This window comes from Mycobacterium seoulense (genome assembly GCF_010731595.1).
In the GTDB taxonomy this organism is placed as follows: domain Bacteria; phylum Actinomycetota; class Actinomycetes; order Mycobacteriales; family Mycobacteriaceae; genus Mycobacterium; species Mycobacterium seoulense.
The window spans coordinates 2,611,158-2,628,933 of record NZ_AP022582.1; the positions used below are offsets into that span (position 1 = coordinate 2,611,158).

At 67.4% G+C, this 17,776-nt stretch carries 18 protein-coding genes; 8 read left to right on the forward strand and 10 right to left on the reverse strand.

Going from position 1 to position 17,776, the window contains the following annotated elements; translation table 11 throughout:
• The first annotated feature begins 227 nt into the window (after positions 1 to 227).
• Entirely contained in the window at positions 228 to 464 is a 237-nt protein-coding gene (gene mbp1, locus G6N37_RS11905; protein ID WP_163680359.1) for a microaggregate-binding protein 1, read from the forward strand.
• A 63-nt stretch (positions 465 to 527) separates the two neighbouring features.
• Here the strand turns inward: mbp1 and G6N37_RS11910 are convergent, their stop codons facing one another.
• Together G6N37_RS11910 and G6N37_RS11915 are read right to left on the reverse strand one after the other, a co-directional pair.
• Entirely contained in the window at positions 528 to 1,556 is a 1,029-nt protein-coding gene (locus G6N37_RS11910; protein ID WP_163680361.1) for a dihydrodipicolinate synthase family protein, read from the reverse strand.
• A 44-nt stretch (positions 1,557 to 1,600) separates the two neighbouring features.
• Positions 1,601 to 2,398: an SDR family NAD(P)-dependent oxidoreductase gene (locus G6N37_RS11915; RefSeq protein ID WP_163680365.1), complete on the reverse strand. Its 798-nt coding sequence runs from the start codon at positions 2,396 to 2,398 to the stop codon at positions 1,601 to 1,603.
• A 236-nt stretch (positions 2,399 to 2,634) separates the two neighbouring features.
• On the opposite strand from G6N37_RS11915, the gene G6N37_RS11920 reads away from it, so the two are divergent.
• Entirely contained in the window at positions 2,635 to 3,432 is a 798-nt protein-coding gene (locus G6N37_RS11920; protein WP_174813818.1) for a TetR/AcrR family transcriptional regulator, read from the forward strand.
• 17 nt (positions 3,433 to 3,449) lie between these two features.
• Here G6N37_RS11920 and G6N37_RS11925 read toward each other — a convergent pair whose 3' ends face one another.
• A complete protein-coding gene (locus G6N37_RS11925; protein ID WP_163680373.1) occupies positions 3,450 to 4,346 on the reverse strand; it encodes an enoyl-CoA hydratase/isomerase family protein in 897 nt (298 codons plus the stop codon).
• Positions 4,343 to 5,050 carry a hotdog family protein gene (locus G6N37_RS11930; protein ID WP_163680376.1) on the reverse strand — a complete coding sequence of 236 codons (708 nt, stop codon included), beginning with the start codon at positions 5,048 to 5,050 and terminating at the stop codon, positions 4,343 to 4,345. The genes G6N37_RS11925 and G6N37_RS11930 overlap by 4 nt, the downstream gene beginning before the upstream one ends.
• Positions 5,051 to 5,181: 131 nt before the next feature.
• Here G6N37_RS11930 and G6N37_RS11935 point away from each other — a divergent pair, with 131 nt between their 5' ends.
• Genes G6N37_RS11935 through G6N37_RS11960 form a run of 6 tightly spaced genes read left to right on the forward strand, consistent with a single transcriptional unit; the run spans position 5,182 to position 12,210 of the window.
• Entirely contained in the window at positions 5,182 to 5,994 is an 813-nt protein-coding gene (locus tag G6N37_RS11935; RefSeq protein WP_163680379.1) for an enoyl-CoA hydratase/isomerase family protein, read from the forward strand.
• A 9-nt stretch (positions 5,995 to 6,003) separates the two neighbouring features.
• On the forward strand, positions 6,004 to 6,816 hold the full coding sequence (locus G6N37_RS11940; protein WP_163680382.1) for an enoyl-CoA hydratase/isomerase family protein: 813 nt from the start codon (positions 6,004 to 6,006) through the stop codon (positions 6,814 to 6,816).
• Positions 6,807 to 7,607: an enoyl-CoA hydratase/isomerase family protein gene (locus G6N37_RS11945; RefSeq protein WP_174813819.1), complete on the forward strand. Its 801-nt coding sequence runs from the start codon at positions 6,807 to 6,809 to the stop codon at positions 7,605 to 7,607. The genes G6N37_RS11940 and G6N37_RS11945 overlap by 10 nt, the downstream gene beginning before the upstream one ends.
• A complete protein-coding gene (locus tag G6N37_RS11950) occupies positions 7,607 to 9,085 on the forward strand; it encodes a class I adenylate-forming enzyme family protein (RefSeq protein WP_163680388.1) in 1,479 nt (492 codons plus the stop codon). The genes G6N37_RS11945 and G6N37_RS11950 overlap by 1 nt, the downstream gene beginning before the upstream one ends.
• Positions 9,075 to 10,679: a class I adenylate-forming enzyme family protein gene (locus tag G6N37_RS11955; RefSeq protein ID WP_163680391.1), complete on the forward strand. Its 1,605-nt coding sequence runs from the start codon at positions 9,075 to 9,077 to the stop codon at positions 10,677 to 10,679. Before G6N37_RS11950 ends, G6N37_RS11955 begins: the two co-directional genes overlap by 11 nt.
• Positions 10,672 to 12,210 (forward strand): class I adenylate-forming enzyme family protein, encoded by a 1,539-nt coding sequence (locus G6N37_RS11960; RefSeq protein ID WP_163680394.1) that lies wholly within the window; start codon positions 10,672 to 10,674, stop codon positions 12,208 to 12,210. The genes G6N37_RS11955 and G6N37_RS11960 overlap by 8 nt, the downstream gene beginning before the upstream one ends.
• Here the strand turns inward: G6N37_RS11960 and G6N37_RS11965 are convergent.
• The 6 genes from G6N37_RS11965 to fabG form a co-directional block, all read right to left on the reverse strand.
• Positions 12,207 to 12,569: a hypothetical protein gene (locus G6N37_RS11965; RefSeq protein WP_163680397.1), complete on the reverse strand. Its 363-nt coding sequence runs from the start codon at positions 12,567 to 12,569 to the stop codon at positions 12,207 to 12,209. The genes G6N37_RS11960 and G6N37_RS11965 overlap by 4 nt on opposite strands.
• 68 nt (positions 12,570 to 12,637) lie before the next feature.
• A complete protein-coding gene (locus G6N37_RS11970) occupies positions 12,638 to 13,327 on the reverse strand; it encodes a GntR family transcriptional regulator (protein ID WP_163680401.1) in 690 nt (229 codons plus the stop codon).
• A gap of 2 nt (positions 13,328 to 13,329) precedes the next feature.
• Positions 13,330 to 14,523 (reverse strand): acyl-CoA dehydrogenase family protein, encoded by a 1,194-nt coding sequence (locus G6N37_RS11975; RefSeq protein WP_163680403.1) that lies wholly within the window; start codon positions 14,521 to 14,523, stop codon positions 13,330 to 13,332.
• A gap of 25 nt (positions 14,524 to 14,548) precedes the next feature.
• Entirely contained in the window at positions 14,549 to 15,742 is a 1,194-nt protein-coding gene (locus G6N37_RS11980) for a CoA transferase (protein ID WP_163680406.1), read from the reverse strand.
• Positions 15,739 to 16,965, reverse strand: a complete 1,227-nt coding sequence (locus tag G6N37_RS11985) for an acetyl-CoA C-acetyltransferase (RefSeq protein ID WP_163680409.1) — start codon at positions 16,963 to 16,965, stop codon at positions 15,739 to 15,741. The genes G6N37_RS11980 and G6N37_RS11985 overlap by 4 nt, the downstream gene beginning before the upstream one ends.
• Positions 16,962 to 17,765 (reverse strand): 3-oxoacyl-ACP reductase FabG, encoded by an 804-nt coding sequence (fabG, locus tag G6N37_RS11990; RefSeq protein ID WP_232075437.1) that lies wholly within the window; start codon positions 17,763 to 17,765, stop codon positions 16,962 to 16,964. Before fabG ends, G6N37_RS11985 begins: the two co-directional genes overlap by 4 nt.
• Positions 17,766 to 17,776: the final 11 nt, after the last annotated feature.

The window sequence follows — 17,776 nt, forward strand, 5'->3', positions numbered from 1 at the left end:
ACTGTATACCTATCGGTACCGTTTTCCACAACCACCGCCAGGCCGCCTCGAACCCCGCCGAACAGGGAGTTTCGGCCTGCTGAACCGCACCATCGACAGCGGTCGGGGACGGCGGATCGTCCGGCCTGAGGCCATGTCTGTGGCGAGCGCCACGCCGGGATCACGTTTCCTCCGACCGCCAAAGAGGGAAAGCCAACACAGATACCCACTAGAGGGAGGGGAAACGCATGGTTGACGCAAAGAGCGGCCCGATCGAGTTGATCCAGGGCATCGTCGAGGCTGTCTTCGGCAAGGCCAAGGAGATCGTCGGCACGATCATCGGCCGCAACGATCTGGTCAACGAGGGCCAGGCTCAGCAGGACAAGGCCGACGCGCAGCGCAGCGCGGCGAAGAAGGAAGCCGCGGCCGAGAAGGCCCGCGGCAAGGCCAAAGCCGCCGAGGCGCGCGAGAAGGCCGAGCAGTAACCCGTTGGCGAGCGGCCCGGTCACCTCGGTGGCCGGGCCTTTCGCTATGCGTATCAGCCTGTCTCACGGTCGGTTTGGCGCTCGCGAGGTGCCGATGAGCCCCAGCCGGCGATAGGCCTCCTCGATCTGCGACTTGGCCTCCGGCGGCAACTCCGCCTGCGGAGGCCGGGAATGCGGATAATCGCCGATCGGTAACCCCAGAAGCGAGGCGGCGTACTTGAACGCGCCACCCCAGTGGGTGAAGTAATCCGGCCGTCCCGGGTAGCACGTCCACCAGGATCCGACGTCGAGGTCGAACTGGTCCAGGCCCGACTCACGGCCGAAGTCCATCGCCTCGAGCAGCTTGTCGCTTTGCACCAAATCCCAGTAGTGGGAAAACAAGCGCCGCTGTGGAGTCTCGAACAGGTAGCCCGCGGTACCCAGTTGCGCCGGGCAGACGATCCCGTCACGCAGCCAACCGGCGCGATACACGGTCTTGTCACATTCCCACAGCACCAGACCGGGCGCCAGCTGGTGCAACATCCGGCTGCTCGCCGGCCGGAAGGCGCCTTCCTTGGTGGCGCACACCGCGGGCACCTCGTCGTAGATCCGTGCGCTTTCCGCAGCGGTCAGCACGTAACCCGACGACGGCGAGTTGAACATCCCCAGCGCGATGTCGGTGCGCGCGGCGATGTATTTGAAAAATCGCAGCACCCCGTCGCCGCCGTGCACCTCCATCATCGGCGTCTGGATGTAGACGATGTCGGCGCCCGCCTCCTGGGCGTGCAGCGTCAATTCCAGGCAGTCCTTCGCCGTGATCGCCGCCGTGCAGGCCTGCACGACAACATCGGGATTGGCGGCGCGCCCTTCCTCAATCGCCACCTCCAGCAAGCGTTTTCGCTCTTCGATGGTCAACGACCAGAATTCGGAGAGGCCACTGGTGCACCACAGCATCGGGTGCCCGAGGTCGCCGACGCAGTAGCGGACCAAGGTCCGGTATGCCTCCCAGTCGATGTCGTCGCCGTCCGGCCCGCAAAACGGGGTGTAGAGCGAGTCGCCGATTCCGCGCAACGCCCCGCGCGCCCAGGCGCGGGCCTCACTTGCCGTGGCCACAGCGACCTCCTTTCTTTCTCAGCCGACTTCTTCGATCCGGGCAGTCAGATGAAGTCCGAACCCCCGTCGACGTTGATGTTGGCCCCCGTCATGTAAGAGTTGCGCCGCGACGCCAGGAACGCGACCACCGGCCCGATCTCCTCCGGCAGTCCCGCCCGCGGCATGTGCGCCGGATGGCCAAAGTGCTTGGCAATGGCCTCCATCAGCGCGTAGGGGTCGCCGCCGTCGACACCCACCGACTTCGCCCAACCAACCAGCGACTCGGACGCGATGCTGCCGGGCGACACCACGTTGACCAAGATCTCGTCCTTCGCCAGCAACAGGGACAGGTTCTTGGAGACGCTCGTCAACATCGACTTGGCCGCCGTGTAGGCGGGCAGCATGACGCTCTGCCGCTGGGTCGAGTGCGCAGAGAAGTTGACGATCCGCGCCCATTGCGCCTTGCGCAGCAAGGGAAGCGCGGCGCGTACGCAGCGCACCATGCCCATCACCCCGTCTTCGACGGCTTGGCGCCACTGCTCATCGGTCAAATCCTCGAACGTGCCGGCCGCGCCCGGCCCGACCGTATTGACGAGGACGTTGAGTTCGCCGCCCCATCGCCCGGCGAGGTCGGCGAATGCCTCCTCAACCTGTCCGGGGTCGGCGACGTCCGCGACGAGCCCGACAGCATCCGGGCTACCGCGCCCCGTCACATCCGCGACCGCGGAGTCGAGCGCGTCGCGACTGCGGCCGACCACCGCAACCCGGGCACCCTCGTCGGCGAGGCAACGGGCCGCGGCCAAACCCATGCCTCGGCTACCACCGACCACCACCGTCGCGGCATTCGCCAGGCCTAAATCCATGGCAATTCCCGTGGCTCATCGGGTGACTCGGTGAATGGCTTGTGCCCGGTCATCTTCGCCCGTCCAGCCTTCGTTACCAAAAAGCCTACGATAGGTATTACAGTAGCAGATGGAAAATTGCACGAAAGCCGCGTTGACGGTCACCGTCGGGCGGCGACACGCCAACGGATGCGCAGGTGAGTCGGTGGGGCTCTTCGACCGCATGCACAGGATACATCGTGATGGAGGTGCCCGTAATGGCAAAGCAGGCTACCGCCGATAAGCGTCAACGACGCGAGCGCGGATCCATCAATCCCGATGACATCATCAGTGGCGCATTCGAACTCGCTGAGCAAGTATCGATCGACAATTTGAGCATGCCGCTGCTGGGCAAACACCTCGGCGTCGGCGTCACCAGCATCTACTGGTACTTCCGCAAGAAAGACGACCTGCTCAACGCGATGACGGACCGCGCATTGAGCAAGTACGTGTTCGCCACCCCCTACGTCCAGGCCAGCGACTGGCGCGAGACATTGGCCAACCATGCGCGCCTGATGCGTAAGACGTTCATGGGCAATCCAATTCTGTGCGACCTGATTCTGATTCGCGCCGCGCTCAGCCCGAAGGCGGCGCGGCTGGGCGCCGAGGAGATGGAGAAGGCCATCGCCAATCTGGTCGAGGCGGGCCTGTCGCCGGAGGATGCCTTCGACACGTACTCGGCTGTTTCGGTACACGTCCGCGGCTCGGTGGTGCTGCAGCGGCTGTACGAAAAGAACCAATCCTCCGACGAGGGCGCCCGCGCGATCGAGGACGCCGTCGCCATCGATCCCGAGAAGACGCCCTTGCTGGCTCAGGTGAGCCGGATCGGTCACCGGATCGGCGCCCCGGACGAAACCAACTTCGAGTACGGCCTCGGCTGCATCCTCGATCACGCCGGCCGCTTGATCGAGGAGGGCCGGGGATCGAAAAGCGGCAAGCCGGCGCCGTCACGGCAACGCAAGGCCACCAAGGCGCCTGGGCCGCGGGCGCGCACCAAGGCCCCGGCCGCGCGCTAGCCCGACGTCGAACCGGATTACTCGGGTTCCGGCACCTGGAAGTACTCGTCGCGGAGCCGGAACGCTTCCTTGGTCCCATGCTGCGCGCGGGTCTTGACGAAGTTGAACTCGCCCGGCCCGAATTGCAGGTTGGTTCCGAAGGCGTGGAAGAGGTAGCTGGCGACTTCCTCACCCTGGTATGCCTGACTCTGTTCGACGAGGCGGAACGCCTCCTTGGCGATGACCACCCCGTCTGCGGGCATCTTCGCCGCCTTCTCGGCCCAATACCGCGCCCGGCCCGGGACAGCGGCGGAATCGCATGTGTCGGTGAATATTCCGAGATGTTCGAGCTCGCCGGCCTCGACGATGTCACCGGTCAGTAGCAGGCGCCGGGCCAGCACCGGCCCGAGCCGGTGGAAGAACATGTGCAGGCTGCCGAGCGCCGGGCCCAGGAAGCGGGTCGCCGGCATGCCGACCTTGGTGTCCCGCGCGATCACCGAGATATCGGTCATCAGCGCCAGCTCGAAGCCCCCACCGAGCGCATAGCCGGCGATCTCGCCGACCGTGACCTTCGGGAAGCCCATGAAGTTGTGGTAGAAGCCAAACGACTTGCGGTCCACCGTGAGTCGACGGCGCTGACTCGGTCGGCGCTTGGCCGGCGCGTCGTCGCCGTCCGCTTGGCCCTGACTGCCGTACCAGCCATAGGCGTTGTTCATGTCGGCCCCGGTGGAAAACACGCCGCCGGCACCGCGAAGCAGCACCACCGTCAGGTCGTCGTCATCGGCCACGCGGTCCAGGCAGCGAGCCACGGCCTCGCGCATCGGGGCGTCGTAGGAGTTGCGTTGCGCCGGATTGTTCAGCGTGATCGTCGCGATGCGGCGGTCGCGATCGACATCGAAGAGCACGCGATCGTCCGGGCCGTTCGGATCTGTCATGTATCGGACTCCTCTCGCCGCCTGCCGAATTGAAACGCGGCCAGCTCTTGCGGCGGTGACGCCAAGGTGTTCACCTCGCCGGTGCAGAGCACTTCGTCGTCGAGCAGCAGTCGGGCGGTCGACGCGATCCCGCGTTCGATCTGTGAGCGGGCGATGTCGAACCGCAGCTCGGTCAGCAATGGCGTCGGTCGGCGGAACGTCACGACCAGCGACCGCGTCTTGCCGGAAAGGCCCGTGACGCAATTGTGGTGCTGGATCACGCAGTCGAAGAAGACGCCCAGAAAGCCGCCGTGCACCAATCCCGGAGGACCCTCGTAGACCAGCGGGAAGTTGACTCGCCCGGTCGCCTTGTCGGCGTCGAGGTCATCGAACCGGTACTCGGGAAAACACGGGTTGTAGGCGCCGATGTCGGTCGCGTGGTCGAGATAGACGCGCCGGGGATCGTCGGGGGCATCGCCGATTCGCGGTGAGGTGTCCGCCGGCGCCGCGGCGGCCAGCTCGCGCTCCCACTCGGCGAACTTCTCCACCATGGCGTCGACCGTGGGATGGGGATGTTCGAGTGCCAGCAGCAGTGAACTCATCCGCCGCATCGCGGCCGCGGCCGCCATGGTCTGGGCGAGGGGCCGCTCGCCGAATCTGGCGTCGGCGGCGCGCGCGGACCCGGGTTCGGCCCGTCCCTCGGCCCGCCCCTCCTGCAAGGCCATGCATCTCTCTTTTCGCTCGGGTTCCGGCCCGGCTATTTCCGGCGGCAGCGTACCCTGCTAACTTATACAGCGTATCAATCGTATTGCCTACTGTATGGGTAACCGTATCGGCAGAAAGGCCGGATTCGACGGTGAGTCAGGGGGCCGATGCGGCCGGTGCCGAAGGTTCGGTGACAGCGCACCGCGACGGTGCGGTGTTGCGGGTGACACTCGACCGCCCGTCCCGGCGTAACTCGTTGAGCCAGGCGATGATTGAGGCGCTGGTCGACGCGTTGACCGATGCCGCCACCGACGATTCGCTACGGGCCGTGCACATCCGGGGCGGCGATGACTTCTGCGCCGGAGTCGACTGGGTCGCCGCCAACGACAGGCAGCGCCCCCGCGCCGGTGATCTGGTCCGGCGGATCCCCCATGCCGCTCACCGCGTGATCGAGCTCGTCGCGAGCATCCAACTCCCCGTGCTCTGCAGCGTGCGAGGATGGGCCGCGGGCTTCGGCTGCAACCTCGCGCTGGCAGCCGACTTCACCCTCGCCGCTACCGACGCCGTGTTCTGGGAGCCCTTCGTGGAGCGGGGCTTCAGCCCCGATTCGGGAGCCACCTGGCTGCTGCCCCGGCTGGTCGGCCTGGCGCGGGCCAGGCGAATGCTGCTGCTGGGCGAGAAGGTCAACGCGCCGGATGCGGCCGACTGGGGATTGATCCACCAGGCCGTGAGCCCCGCTGACCTTGACGACGCCGCCGAGGAGTTGCTCGAGCGGCTCGCGTCCGGGCCGACGGCGGCGATCGGCCTGGCCAAGCAGGCACTGAGCTTCGGCCAGCACGCGACCCTGAGCCAATCCATGACCCAGGAGCTGTTCAATCTCGAACTAGCCTGCCGAACAGCAGATTTCAAGGAAGGCCTGGACGCCTTCCGGCAGCGACGCGCGGCGAAATTTCAGGGCCGATGAGGGAGCAGGATGCCTACTGACTCGTTCGACACCATCAACTACGACGTCGACGGGCATACCGCCACTATCACGCTGAACCGGCCGGACGCCCTCAACGCGCTCAGCCCGCACATGATCACCGAATTGCGGGCCGCGTACGACGAGGCCGAGAACGACGACAAGGTCTGGCTGACCATCGTGACCGGCACCGGTCGCGCGTTCTGCACGGGGGCCGACGTCAAGGCCATCCCCGAAGACGGCAAGGTCGTCTACGAACGCCCGTACCTGTCGACCTACGACCAATGGGAGGCGCCGCAGGAGGGCACTCCCCCCTTTCGCTCGGCCGCCAAGCCGGTGCTCGCCGCGGTCAACGGGTTGTGCTGCGGCGCCGGCATGGACTGGGTCACCACATCGGACATCGTGATCGCCTCGGAGCAAGCGACTTTCTTCGACCCGCATGTGAGCATCGGGCTGGTGGCCGGCCGCGAGATGGTGCGGGTGTCGCGCGTACTGCCCCGCTCCATTGCCCTGCGGATGGCGTTGATGGGAAAGCACGAGCGGATGAGCGCACAACGCGCCTACGAACTCGGGTTGATCAGTGAAATCGTCGAGCACGACCGGCTTCTCGAGCGGGCGCACGAGATCGCCGACATCGTCAACTCCAATGCGCCGCTGGCGGTTCGGGGGACTCGGCTGGCCATCATCAAGGGTCTCAATGTGCCGTTGCACGAAGCCGAGATCATGGCCGAAACGTTCCGCGAGCGCGTATTGCGCACCGATGACGCGGCCGAAGGACCCAAGGCCTTCGTGGAGAAACGCAAGCCCGATTGGCAATGTCGATGACGTTCGAGACCATCCTGCTCGAGGTCGACGCGACCGACCGGGTCGCGACCATCACCCTGAACCGGCCCGCACAGCTGAACGCGTTCAACCGCACCATGTGTGAGGAGATGGCCCGAGCCTGGCGCGCGGTCAAACTCGACGATTCGGTCAACGCGGTGGTGCTGCGGGCGGCCGGCGACCGAGCGTTCAGCGCCGGTCTCGACGTGAAGACGCCGTACGGGCAGCCCGAAAACATCTGGAATCACGAGGATCCCGGTGAGTCACTCAGCCCCAAGTGGCAGAAGATGTGGAAGCCTGTCGTGTGCGCTGTTCGGGGCATGTGCACCGCGGGCGCGTTCTACTTCATCAATGAATCCGACGTCGTCATCTGCTCGGAGGACGCCACGTTTTTCGACTCGCACGTGTCGGCCGGCCTGGTCTGCGCGCTGGAGCCGATCGGCCTGATGAGGCGCATCGGTCTCGGCGAGACGCTGCGCATCGCGCTGATGGGCAACGACGAGCGGGTAAGCGCCGACACCGCGTTACGGATCGGGTTGGTGTCGGAAGTGGTCCCCGCCGAGCGACTCTGGGACCACGCGCACGAGATTGCGGCGACGATCGCCGCGAAGCCGCCGACCGCGACGCAGGGCACGGTGAAGGCGATCTGGGAGTCGCTCGACAAACCCTACCGCGCGGCCATGGAGCAGGGGCTGATCTATACCCGGCTGGGCAACCCGCTCGGCACGGCCGAACTTGCCGCCCAGAGGAATTCCGGTGGCGAAGGCACCGCGCGCACTCCGAAGAGGCGCTGATGCCTCCGCATCCGCTGAGCCAACGCATCGCCGGTGTCCTCGATCTGCAGCCGGACGCGAACGCCATCGAGTATGCGGGCCAATGGATCTCCTGGGCTCGCGTCAGCGCGCTCGCGCAGCGCATCGCCGGCCTCACCGCAGGTACCCAAGCAGGGATGCTGCTGCGCAACCGCCCCGGCCACGTGGCGGCCTTCCTCGGCGTGTTGCTGGGCGGCGGCACCGTCGTCGTCATCAACCCGTCTCGCGGTGACGAGCGCACCCGGGCGGACGTCGCCGGGCTGCGGCTCCCGCTGATCATCGGGGAGGACGCCGATCTGGCGGCACTCGTGCCCGCGACGACGGCGACCATGGCGGTCGAGATCTCGGGTCCCCTGGACGATCCCCGCCCGGGCTGCGCGACGATTCCCCCCGCGCCGCAGGCCGACCCGCGGCCCGGCGTGGCGGTACGCATGCTGACCAGCGGCACCACGGGAACGCCCAAACGAATCGACCTCGGCTACGACATGCTCGCGCGCAGTGTGATGGGCGTCGACGCCGACCGTGCCCCGGCTCCCACGGAGCTGCGGCGCGGAGTCGCGATCGTCAACTCGCCGCTGGTGCACATCGGCGGCGTGTTCCGCGTGCTGCAATGCGTCGCCGAGGCAAGGCCGTTCGCGCTCCTCGAGCGATTCGAACTGAACGCATGGACGGAGGCGGTGCGCAGGCACCGGCCGCGAACCGTATCGCTGGTACCCGCGGCACTGCGGACGGTGTTGCACTCCGACGTGCCGAAGGCCGATCTGCAGAGCATCCGCGCGGTCACCTGCGGTACGGCCCCCCTGACGGCCGAGGACGCCGACGCCTTCACCGCAAAGTACGGCATTCCCGTCCTGACCTCCTACGCGGCAACGGAGTTCGGTGGCGGTGTGGCGGGCTGGACACTGCCCGACTACCAACGATATTGGGCCGCCAAACGGGGCAGCGTCGGCCGCGCCAACCCCGGTGCGCGGCTGCGGGTGGTCGGCGACGATGGCTCGCCGCTCGGCCCCGACCAGGTCGGCCTGCTCGAAGTCAAGCCGGGCCAGCTGGGGCCGGCGGCTCCGTGGATGCGGACCACGGACATGGCGCGCATCGACGCGGACGGCTTCGTCTGGATCGTCGGGCGGGCCGACCAGGCGATCATCCGCGGCGGGTTCAAGGTGATGCCCGACGACATCCGCACCGCCCTGGAAAGCCACCGGGCGGTGGCCGGCGCGGCGGTGGTCGGTCGCTCCGACCCGCGCCTCGGCGCGACGCCGGTCGCCATGGTGGAACTGCGCGAGCCAGGCTCCACCGAATCCGACGCACTGGTGGAATATCTGCGAACGCGGCTGGCGCGCTATGAGATTCCGACCGAGATCGCGATCGTCGACGCCATCCCCCGGACACCGTCGGGCAAGGCCGATCTGGGCGCGGTCCGGCGCTTCTTCGGCGCAGCCCACAGCGACCATGCGCGGTGACCCCGCCACGGTCGCCGGGGTCCTGGCACGCCAGGCCAACTCGCGCGGAGACCATCCATTGCTCGTCTGCGACGGCGGCCGCATCGGTTATGGCGAAGCCGAGGCCCGCTCCGCCGCGCTCGCCCGCGGGCTGATCGCGGTCGGTGCGGGCAAGGGCACCCATGTGGGCCTGCTCTACCCCAACGGTCCGGAGTTCGTCGTAGCGATGCTGGCGGCGGCGCGCATCGGCGCCGTGGTGGTCCCCTTCTCCACGTTCGCCACGGCCCGTGAGCTGCGCGAGCAGCTGCTCGACAGTGACGTCGAAATACTGTTGAGCGCAGCATCTTTCCGCACCCACGACTATGCGCGGCGGCTGGCCGGGCTCCTGTCCGATCCAGACTTCGAATCGGACGGCCGCGTGTTGTCGCCGGCGGTGCCGCAGCTGAGGCACGTCGGCATCGACTACCCCGCCGATGCGGTTGGGCACGTGCGCGGCATCGACCGGCTCTACCGGCTGGCCGATACCGTGACGCCCGAGCTGCTGGCGGCGACCGAAGGGGATGTCCAGGGCTGCGATCCGCTGGCCATCGTCTACACGTCGGGTTCCACCAGCGCCCCAAAGGGCGTCGTGCACACCCACGCGGCGCTGCTCGGACATCAGCGGAATCTCAACAAGATCCGCGGTTTGACGGCCGGCGACAAACTGTTCTGCAATTCGCCGTTCTTCTGGATCGGCGGTCTGGCGTTCGGACTGCTGGCCACCTTGGTCGCCGGGTCGACGCTGGTGTGCTCAAATGCCGGCGATGCCGGTGTGACGCTCGACCTGCTGGAGGCCGAAAGGCCCACGGTCACCAACGGTTTCAGCGCCGGGATCGCTCATCTGGCCGAGCATCCGAGCTTCCCGCGCCGGGATTTGTCATCGATGCGGCGGGGCAACCTGTACCCGATTATGGCCCCCGAAGTACGACCGGCGGATCCGGAGCTGCGGCACAACATGCTGGGCATGACCGAAGCGGGCAGCGTCGTGCTGATCAGCGGCGACGAAACCGATCAGCCCGCCCACCGGCGCGGGTCGTTCGGCAAGCCGGCACCCGGCTTCGACATCAAGGTCATCGACATCGAAACCGGAGAGCAGGTTTGCGTCGGCGAGGTCGGTGAACTGTGCATCCGCGGACCCTATGTGATGCAGCGCTACTACGGACGTAGCCGCGAGGAGTGCTTCGATGCAGACGGCTGGTTCCACAGCGGCGATTTGGTGCACACCGACGCCGACGGGTTCTTCTACTACGTCGGTCGGCTCAACACGATGATCAAGACGGCGGGCGCCAACGTCTCGGCGGATGAGGTCGAACGCGCGATCGCCAGGGTGACCGGCGGATTGACGGCCCACGTCGTGGGAGTCCCCGATGCCCGGCGCGGACAGCTGGTCGCGGCGGTCGTGGTGGTGCCGGAAGGCGCCGCCTTCGACGAGGCGGCGCTGCGCGACCGGCTGAAGGCCGAACTGTCGGCCTACAAGATCCCCCGGCGCTTTGTCACGGTGTCACGCTCCCAACTCCCGTTGCTCTCCAGCGGCAAAGTCGACACACAACGTCTGAGGAAACTCCTCGATGGTTGACTCGACGGCCAGCGGCACCATCGACGAGCTCGTGCGTTCCCGCGCCGCGGGCTATGGGGACAAGCCGATGGTGATCGACCCGACGTCGCGAACCAGTTACCGCCAACTCGACGCCGTGACAAGGGATCTCGCCGCGGTGTTCGTCGAAGCCGGTGTCGGTAAGGGCACCCGTGTCGGCCTGATCATGCCCAACGGCGCCCGCTGGGTCGAGGTGGCCGTCGCCCTGACCCGCGTGGGCGCCGTGCTGGTTCCGCTGAGCACCCTGCTGGCGGCGCGGGAGCTGGCGGCGCAACTGCGGGCCGCCGCGGTGCAATTCCTGGTCAGCGTCGAGGAATTCCGGGGGCACCGTTACCTCGACGACCTCCCGCCCCGGACCGAGCTCCCCGCGTTGCGCCAGGTCTGGACGGCCGAGCGGCTGGCCGCCGCGACGGCCGGGGATCGGGCCCGCCGACTCGTCGACGCCATGACGGGGACGGTGAGGGCCGCCGACCCGTTGGTGATCATGTTCACCTCCGGCAGCAGCGGGCCGCCCAAGGGAGTCATGCATTCGCACGGCAGCGCGCTGGGCGCCGTGCGGTCGGGCCTGGCGGCGCGTTGCATCACCGCCGACACCCGACTGTATCTACCGATGCCGTTCTTCTGGGTCGGCGGCTTCGGTAGCGGAATACTGTCCACGCTGTTGGCCGGCGCCACCCTGGTGACCGAGGAGATACCCCGGCCCGAGACGACGCTGCGGCTGCTGGAAACCGAACGGGTGACGCTGTTTCGCGGTTGGCCGGACCAGGCCGAGACGCTGGCGCGGCACGCGGCCGCGGCCGGTGCCGACCTGTCGGCACTGCACCCGGGGAGCCTGCAGGGCCTGCTCCCGCCCGACCGGCGGGCCCAGCCCGGCGCCCGCGCCACGCTGTTCGGCATGACGGAGGCGTTCGGGCCCTACTGCGGCTACCCCGCCGACACCGACATGCCCGAGACCGCGTGGGGCAGCTGTGGGAAGCCGTTCGGCGGCATGGAAGTGCGCATCGTCGATCCCGGCGGCGGCGAACCTGTCCCGGCCGGATCCGTGGGCATGATCGAGATTCGGGGACCGCACACGCTGCGCGGCATCTGCGGTCGCAGCCGGGAAGAGGTTTTCACCGCCGACGGCTTCTACCCCACCGGCGACCTGGGCCACCTCGACGGGGACGGGTTCCTGTTCTACCACGGGCGCTCTGACGACATGTTCAAGGTCAGCGGCGCCACCGTCTATCCCGGCGAGGTCGAACGGGCGCTGCGCACCATCGATGGCGTCCGCAGCGCCTTCGTCACCGACGTGCCGGGAACGGCGGGTCAGCGGGTGGGCGCGGCGGTGGTGTGTGACGCCGCCGTGTCCGCCGAGACGCTGACACGGTGCGCGCGAAAGCTGCTGAGTGCGTTCAAGGTACCGACGGCGTGGCTGCTGCTGGATTCCGACGACGAGGTCCCGCGGGGTGGCGCCGGCAAGGTCGATACCGCCCGGCTGCGGGAGATGTTGCGCGCCGCGAATCAGACTTAGGAGACCCGCGTCCAGGGTTGACAGTTCTGCGACTCGAAGGCCTTCACCGATGTGTTGATGTTCGCATACATCGGGCCGATCGACGTGTTCGTCTGCAGCACATGGTCCTTGTTCGCGTCGGGCGTGCTGTAGGTGAACCAGGAGCACATCGAGTCCTGGGTTGGCACATTGTTGATCCAGACGCCGAAGGCCGACCCGGATCCGCCCGTGTGGTAGAGGCCCGGTGCGATGTCAGGACCCACGACGAACACACCGTTGCCGGGGATCGGGTCGAGTGGGTCGGCGACGGCCGGTGGTGCAAGGGCGATGGCTGTCACAGTCGACACGAGTAGGGCCGACGCGCGGATCGTTCGGGGCACTTTTCCTCGCTCTATGTTGTTGCCCCCTCCGACGCAGCCTATGCCGAGCCGGGCGCTGCAGACAACAGTCAGCCCGGCGCCGGGTCCTTCCCGACGACGACGCCGCGCGCGGTGAGGTGATCGATCAACGGGACGGCGCCCGCGGCAAGGTGTTGCGACATCGCCGCGCGGGCGAGCTCCCCGTCGCGCTTCTTCAGCGCGGACAAGATCCGGCGGTGGTCCCTCATCGACTGTTCGGGCCAGCCTTGGATGGCGGGAAACACCGATTCGGGTGCGTAGCGGGTGATCTGCGACATCAACTGGGCGAGTTTCGGAGAGTCCGCGGCGACGTTGATGGCCCGGTGGAATTGGTGATTGAGACGCACCGTGCGCTCGTCGTCGTCCCCGGCGTAAGCATCTTCGAGTTCCGCCTGGATCTGTTTGAGTTCGCGCAGTTGGTCATCGGTGATGTTGATGGCTGCCCGCGCCGCGAGCTCGCCACCGACGTGCGCCTGAACGTTCGCGACGTCGGTGACATCGCGACCGGTTACCGGCAACACCATGAAACCCCGGCGCGGCTGTTGGGCGATCAACCCCTCCGCGCGCAGCGCAAAGAGCGCTTCCCGCACCGGCGTCACGCTGATCCCCAGCTCGGCGGCCAATTGGTCCAGGCGGACGTAGGACCCCGCGACGTAGGTGCCATCGAAGATCCGCTGGCGGATAAGGCCCGCGACGTCGTCGGACAGTTGCGGTCGCGCGGCGAAATCCGGAACCGTCATCGCTACACCTGGTACTCGGCGAGCAGTCGCTTGCTGATGATGTTCTTCTGAATTTCGCTCGTGCCCTCGCCGATGAGCAGGAACGGCGCGTCGCGCATCAGCCGCTCGATCTCGTATTCCTTCGAATAGCCGTAGCCCCCGTGGATCCGGAAACTCTGCTGGGTGACCTCGGTGCAGTATTCACTGCACAGGTATTTGGCCATCCCGGCGGCGACGTCGTTGCGCTCCCCCGAGTCCTTCAGCCTGGCCGCATTGACCATCATCAGGTGCGCCGCTTCGACTTTGGTGGCCATCTCGGCCAGCTGGAAGGCGATGGCCTGGTGCTCCGCGATGGGCTTGCCAAAGGTGTGGCGCTGTTGGGCGTAGCGGACCGCGAGCTCGAAGGCGCGGATGCCGACGCCGCATGCCCGGGCCGAAACGTTGACCCGGCCGACCTCGATGCCGTCCATCATCTGGAAGAAGCCCTGTCCGGACGTGCCGCCGAGGATGTCGTCGGCGCTGGCCCGGTAGCCGTCGAAAATCATCTCCGTCGTTTCGATGCCCTTGTAGCCCAGCTTGTCGATCTTGCCCGGAATTTGTAGCCCGGGAACGACTTCGCCGAAGCCGACCGGCTTTTCGACCAGGAACGCGGTCAGGTTCCGGTGCGGCTTGTCGGCGCCTTCGTCCGTGCGCACCAGAACCGCCACCACCGTAGAGGTGGCGCCGTTGGTCAGCCACATCTTCTGGCCGTTGATGGTGTAGTCGCCGTCGGGATTGCGCACCGCCCGAGTACGGATCGCGGCGACGTCGGAACCCAGCTCCGGCTCCGACATCGAAAACGCGCCGCGCGACTCGCCGGTCGCCATCCGCGGCAGGAACCGCTGCTTCTGCTGATCGGTGCCGTGCTGGCGCAGCATGTAGGCCACGATGAAGTGGGTGTTGAGCACCCCGGACACGCTCATCCACCCGCGCGCCAACTCCTCGACGCACAGCGCGTACGTCAAAAGCGACTCTCCCAGGCCGCCGTACTCCTGGGGAATCATCAGCCCGAACAGGCCCATGTCGCGCATCCGGTCGACGATGTCCTGCGGGTAGGTGTCGCCGCGTTCCAGCTCCGCGGCGTTCGGGATGACTTCCTTCTCGACGAATTGCCGTACGGTGGCGATGATCTCGGTCTGGAATTCGGTCAACCCGAGGGTCTGGGCGAGTTTGGTCATGCGCGGTCTTTCGGTTCCGGCTTGCTCAGCAAGCGATGGTCTTCGCGTCGGTGAGGCGTTCGATGTCGGCGGTCGTCAATCCCAGGCGCCGCTCGAGGATGTCGGCGGTGTCTTGCCCCAGTGCGGGCGCCGGCGCACCGGCGGGGTGGGCCCCATCGAACACGATCGGCAGGCCCGGGGCGAAGTACTCCCCCAGGCCCTCCTGGCGCAACAGCGAAAAGAGCGGGTTGGCGGTCACTTTAGGGCTCGCCGCGACGTCGGCGAAGGTGCGGTAGCGCTCGAACAGCACCGTGGTGCCCGACAGTGCGGCGGCGATCTCGTCGGCGGTGTGATCGGCGAACCAGGTGGCGAACAGCCCGGACAGCGCGTCCCGGTACCGGTAGCGGTCACCCTCGGCACCGAAGTCGACGCCCAGCGCGTCGGCGAGCGCCGCGATCGCGGCCCCGGTGCCCGTCACGTCGACCAAGTCACGAAAGTGCCTGCGGGCGAGGGTGACAACCATGAACCGGGCGCCGTCCCGGCTGACGAAGTCCTGCCCGTATTGGCCGTAGATGGAATTGCCCAGTCGCTGCCGTTGCGTACCGGTGACTTGCGGCTCGGTCAACAGTCCGAGGTTTCCGGCGGTGGCCAGCGCGACGTCCTCGAGCGCCAGGCTGATCCGCGCGCCCGTGCCGCTTTCGTCACGGCGGCGGACGGCGGTGATGACGGCGAGCGCGGCGTACAGGCCGCAACAAACGTCCCAGGCCGGCAACACGTGGTTGATCGGGCCGGCATGATCGGCGGGGCCGGTGACGAGCGGGAATCCAATGCCGGCGTTGACCGTGTAATCCACCCCGGTGGACCCGTCGCCACGCCCGAGCAGCTGCACGTGGATGACGTCGGAACGCTTGGCGGCCAACACGTCGTGGCTGAGCCAGGGCAGGCCGGCGGCGTTGGTCACCACCACGCCGTCCCCCTCGACGATGAGGCGCTGGACCAGCTCTTGCCCTTCGGTTGATCGCAAATCAACGGTGGCCGAACGCTTTCCCTTGTTCAGCCCGGTCCAGTAGATCGACGTGCCGTCCGCCGCCAGCGGCCACCGCTGGACGTCGGACGCTCCGCCGATCGGATCGATCCGAATCACCTCCGCGCCAAGCTGACTCAGCGTCATGCCGCACAGCGGGGCGGCGACGAAGCTGGACACCTCGACGACGGTGAGGCCGCCCAGGGGTTCGGTCATGTCGGGCCGACTCGCTCGAACACGGCCGCCAGGCCCTGGCCGCCGCCGATGCACATGGTCTCCAACCCGTAGCGCGCCTCGCGACGGTGCAGCTCGCGCGCCAGCGTGGCCAGCATCCGCCCGCCCGTCGCGCCGACCGGGTGGCCCAGGGAGATGCCCGATCCGTGCACGTTGGTCCGCTCGTGGTCGGCCGCGCCGAAATCCCATTCCCGCATCACGGCGAGCGCTTGCGCGGCAAATGCTTCGTTGAGTTCGATGACGTCGATCTCGGCCAGCCGCAGGCCGGCCTTGGCCAGGGCGACCTCGGTCGCCGGCACCGGCCCGATGCCCATGATGTGGGGCGCCACCCCCGCCAGCCCCCACGACACCAGGCGGACCAACGGCGTCAGGCCGTATTCGGCGGCCTTCTCGGGTGTGGTGACCACGCACATCGACGCCGCGTCGTTCTGTCCGCTGGAATTGCCGGCCGTTACGGTCGCCTCCGAATCCTCGCTAGACAACACGGGTTTGAGCTTGCTCAATGACTCGACCGAGGTGTCGGCGCGCGGATGCTCGTCGCTGTCGATGAGCTCCTCGCCCTGGCGGGTGCGCACCGCGACCGGGATGATCTCCTCCGCCAAGATGCCGTCCTTCTGTGCGGCCACCGCGCGCTGGTGCGACCGCACGGCGAGCTCGTCCTGCTCGAGACGCGAGATGCCGTACTGGCGGCGCAGGTTCTCGGCCGTCTCCAGCATTCCGCCGGGCACCGGGTGGTGACGCCCACCGGCGGTGGTGCGCCCCCGGGCCAGCCCGTCGTGCACGCGAACGCCGGTTCGCGCTCCGCCCCAGCGCATGTCGGTGGAGTAGAAAGCGACGTTGCTCATGCTCTCGCAGCCGCCGGCGATGACGAGATCGTGATCGCCGTTGCCCACCTGCAGGCTCGCCTGGATCACCGCCTGCAGGCCGGACCCGCAGCGGCGGTCGACCTGCATCCCGGTTACCGTCACGGGCAAGCCGGAATCCAATGCCACCACGCGTCCGATCGCCGGCGCCTCGCTGCTGGGGTAGCAGTGGCCGAGGATGACGTCGTGCACCGCGGCGGGCGAGATTCCGGTGCGTTCGAGGAGTCCCTTCAGGGCGGCGACGCCCAGGTCGACGGCGGTCAGCGACTTGAACATCCCGCCGTAGCGGCCGATCGGGGTCCGTACGGGTTCACAGATGACGGTCTCGCGCATCGCGCTCATAGATGCCGGCCGCCGGTGATTTCCATGACGGTCCCGGTCATGTACGAGGACAGGTCGGAAGCCAGGAACAGCGCCACGCTGGCGACTTCGCTGGGTTCGCCGGCCCTGCCCATCGGCACCTCGGCAACCTTCGAATCCCAAATGCGCTGCGGCATGGCCTCCGTCATGGCGGAGCGGATCAAACCAGGGGCGATCGCGTTCACCCGGATGCCCAGGTAGGCCAGCTCCTTGGCGGCCGCCTTGGTCATCCCGACGATGCCGGCCTTGGCGGCCGAGTAGTTGGTCTGGCCGACCATGCCGACCTTCCCCGACACCGAGGACATGTTGATGATGACGCCCCGTTTGTTTTCCCGCATGACGGCGGCGGCCAGCCGGGTGCCGTTCCAGGTGCCCTTGAGGTGGACGGCGATGACCTGATCGAATTGCTCCTCGGTCATCTTGCGCATCGTCGCGTCACGAGTGATCCCGGCGTTGTTGACCATGATGTCCAGGCCGCCGAACCGCTCGATGGCGGTCTGGATCAGGGTTTCGACGTCGGACGCCTGTGTGACATCGCATCGGACCGCGACCGCGACGTCATCGCCGCCCAACTGCTTGGCCACGACCCGGGCTTCCTCGAGATTGACGTCGCCGAGCACAACTCGCGCCCCCTCGGCGACAAAGCGTTCCGCGATTGCCAGACCCAGTCCCTGAGCACCGCCGGTGATTACCGCGGTCTGCCCTGTCAACAACGACACCTGATTCCGCCTCCCTCTGCTCTTGCGCCGGGGACACCCAGCCAGTCGAATATCATATTTCATATAGGATCTGC

What these genes read in the sequence shown, in the direction of transcription:
- mbp1 (WP_163680359.1), top strand. Translation starts at nt 228, where the DNA reads ATGGTTGACGCAAAGAGCGGCCCGATCGAGTTGATCCAGGGCATCGTC.
- G6N37_RS11915 (WP_163680365.1), bottom strand. Translation starts at nt 2,398, where the DNA reads ATGGATTTAGGCCTGGCGAATGCCGCGACGGTGGTGGTCGGTGGTAGC.
- G6N37_RS11920 (WP_174813818.1), top strand. Translation starts at nt 2,635, where the DNA reads ATGGCAAAGCAGGCTACCGCCGATAAGCGTCAACGACGCGAGCGCGGA.
- G6N37_RS11925 (WP_163680373.1), bottom strand. Translation starts at nt 4,346, where the DNA reads ATGACAGATCCGAACGGCCCGGACGATCGCGTGCTCTTCGATGTCGAT.
- G6N37_RS11930 (WP_163680376.1), bottom strand. Translation starts at nt 5,050, where the DNA reads ATGGCCTTGCAGGAGGGGCGGGCCGAGGGACGGGCCGAACCCGGGTCC.
- G6N37_RS11940 (WP_163680382.1), top strand. Translation starts at nt 6,004, where the DNA reads ATGCCTACTGACTCGTTCGACACCATCAACTACGACGTCGACGGGCAT.
- G6N37_RS11945 (WP_174813819.1), top strand. Translation starts at nt 6,807, where the DNA reads ATGTCGATGACGTTCGAGACCATCCTGCTCGAGGTCGACGCGACCGAC.
- G6N37_RS11950 (WP_163680388.1), top strand. Translation starts at nt 7,607, where the DNA reads ATGCCTCCGCATCCGCTGAGCCAACGCATCGCCGGTGTCCTCGATCTG.
- G6N37_RS11955 (WP_163680391.1), top strand. Translation starts at nt 9,075, where the DNA reads ATGCGCGGTGACCCCGCCACGGTCGCCGGGGTCCTGGCACGCCAGGCC.
- G6N37_RS11960 (WP_163680394.1), top strand. Translation starts at nt 10,672, where the DNA reads ATGGTTGACTCGACGGCCAGCGGCACCATCGACGAGCTCGTGCGTTCC.
- G6N37_RS11970 (WP_163680401.1), bottom strand. Translation starts at nt 13,327, where the DNA reads ATGACGGTTCCGGATTTCGCCGCGCGACCGCAACTGTCCGACGACGTC.
- G6N37_RS11975 (WP_163680403.1), bottom strand. Translation starts at nt 14,523, where the DNA reads ATGACCAAACTCGCCCAGACCCTCGGGTTGACCGAATTCCAGACCGAG.
- G6N37_RS11980 (WP_163680406.1), bottom strand. Translation starts at nt 15,742, where the DNA reads ATGACCGAACCCCTGGGCGGCCTCACCGTCGTCGAGGTGTCCAGCTTC.
- G6N37_RS11985 (WP_163680409.1), bottom strand. Translation starts at nt 16,965, where the DNA reads ATGAGCGCGATGCGCGAGACCGTCATCTGTGAACCCGTACGGACCCCG.
- fabG (WP_232075437.1), bottom strand. Translation starts at nt 17,765, where the DNA reads ATGAAATATGATATTCGACTGGCTGGGTGTCCCCGGCGCAAGAGCAGA.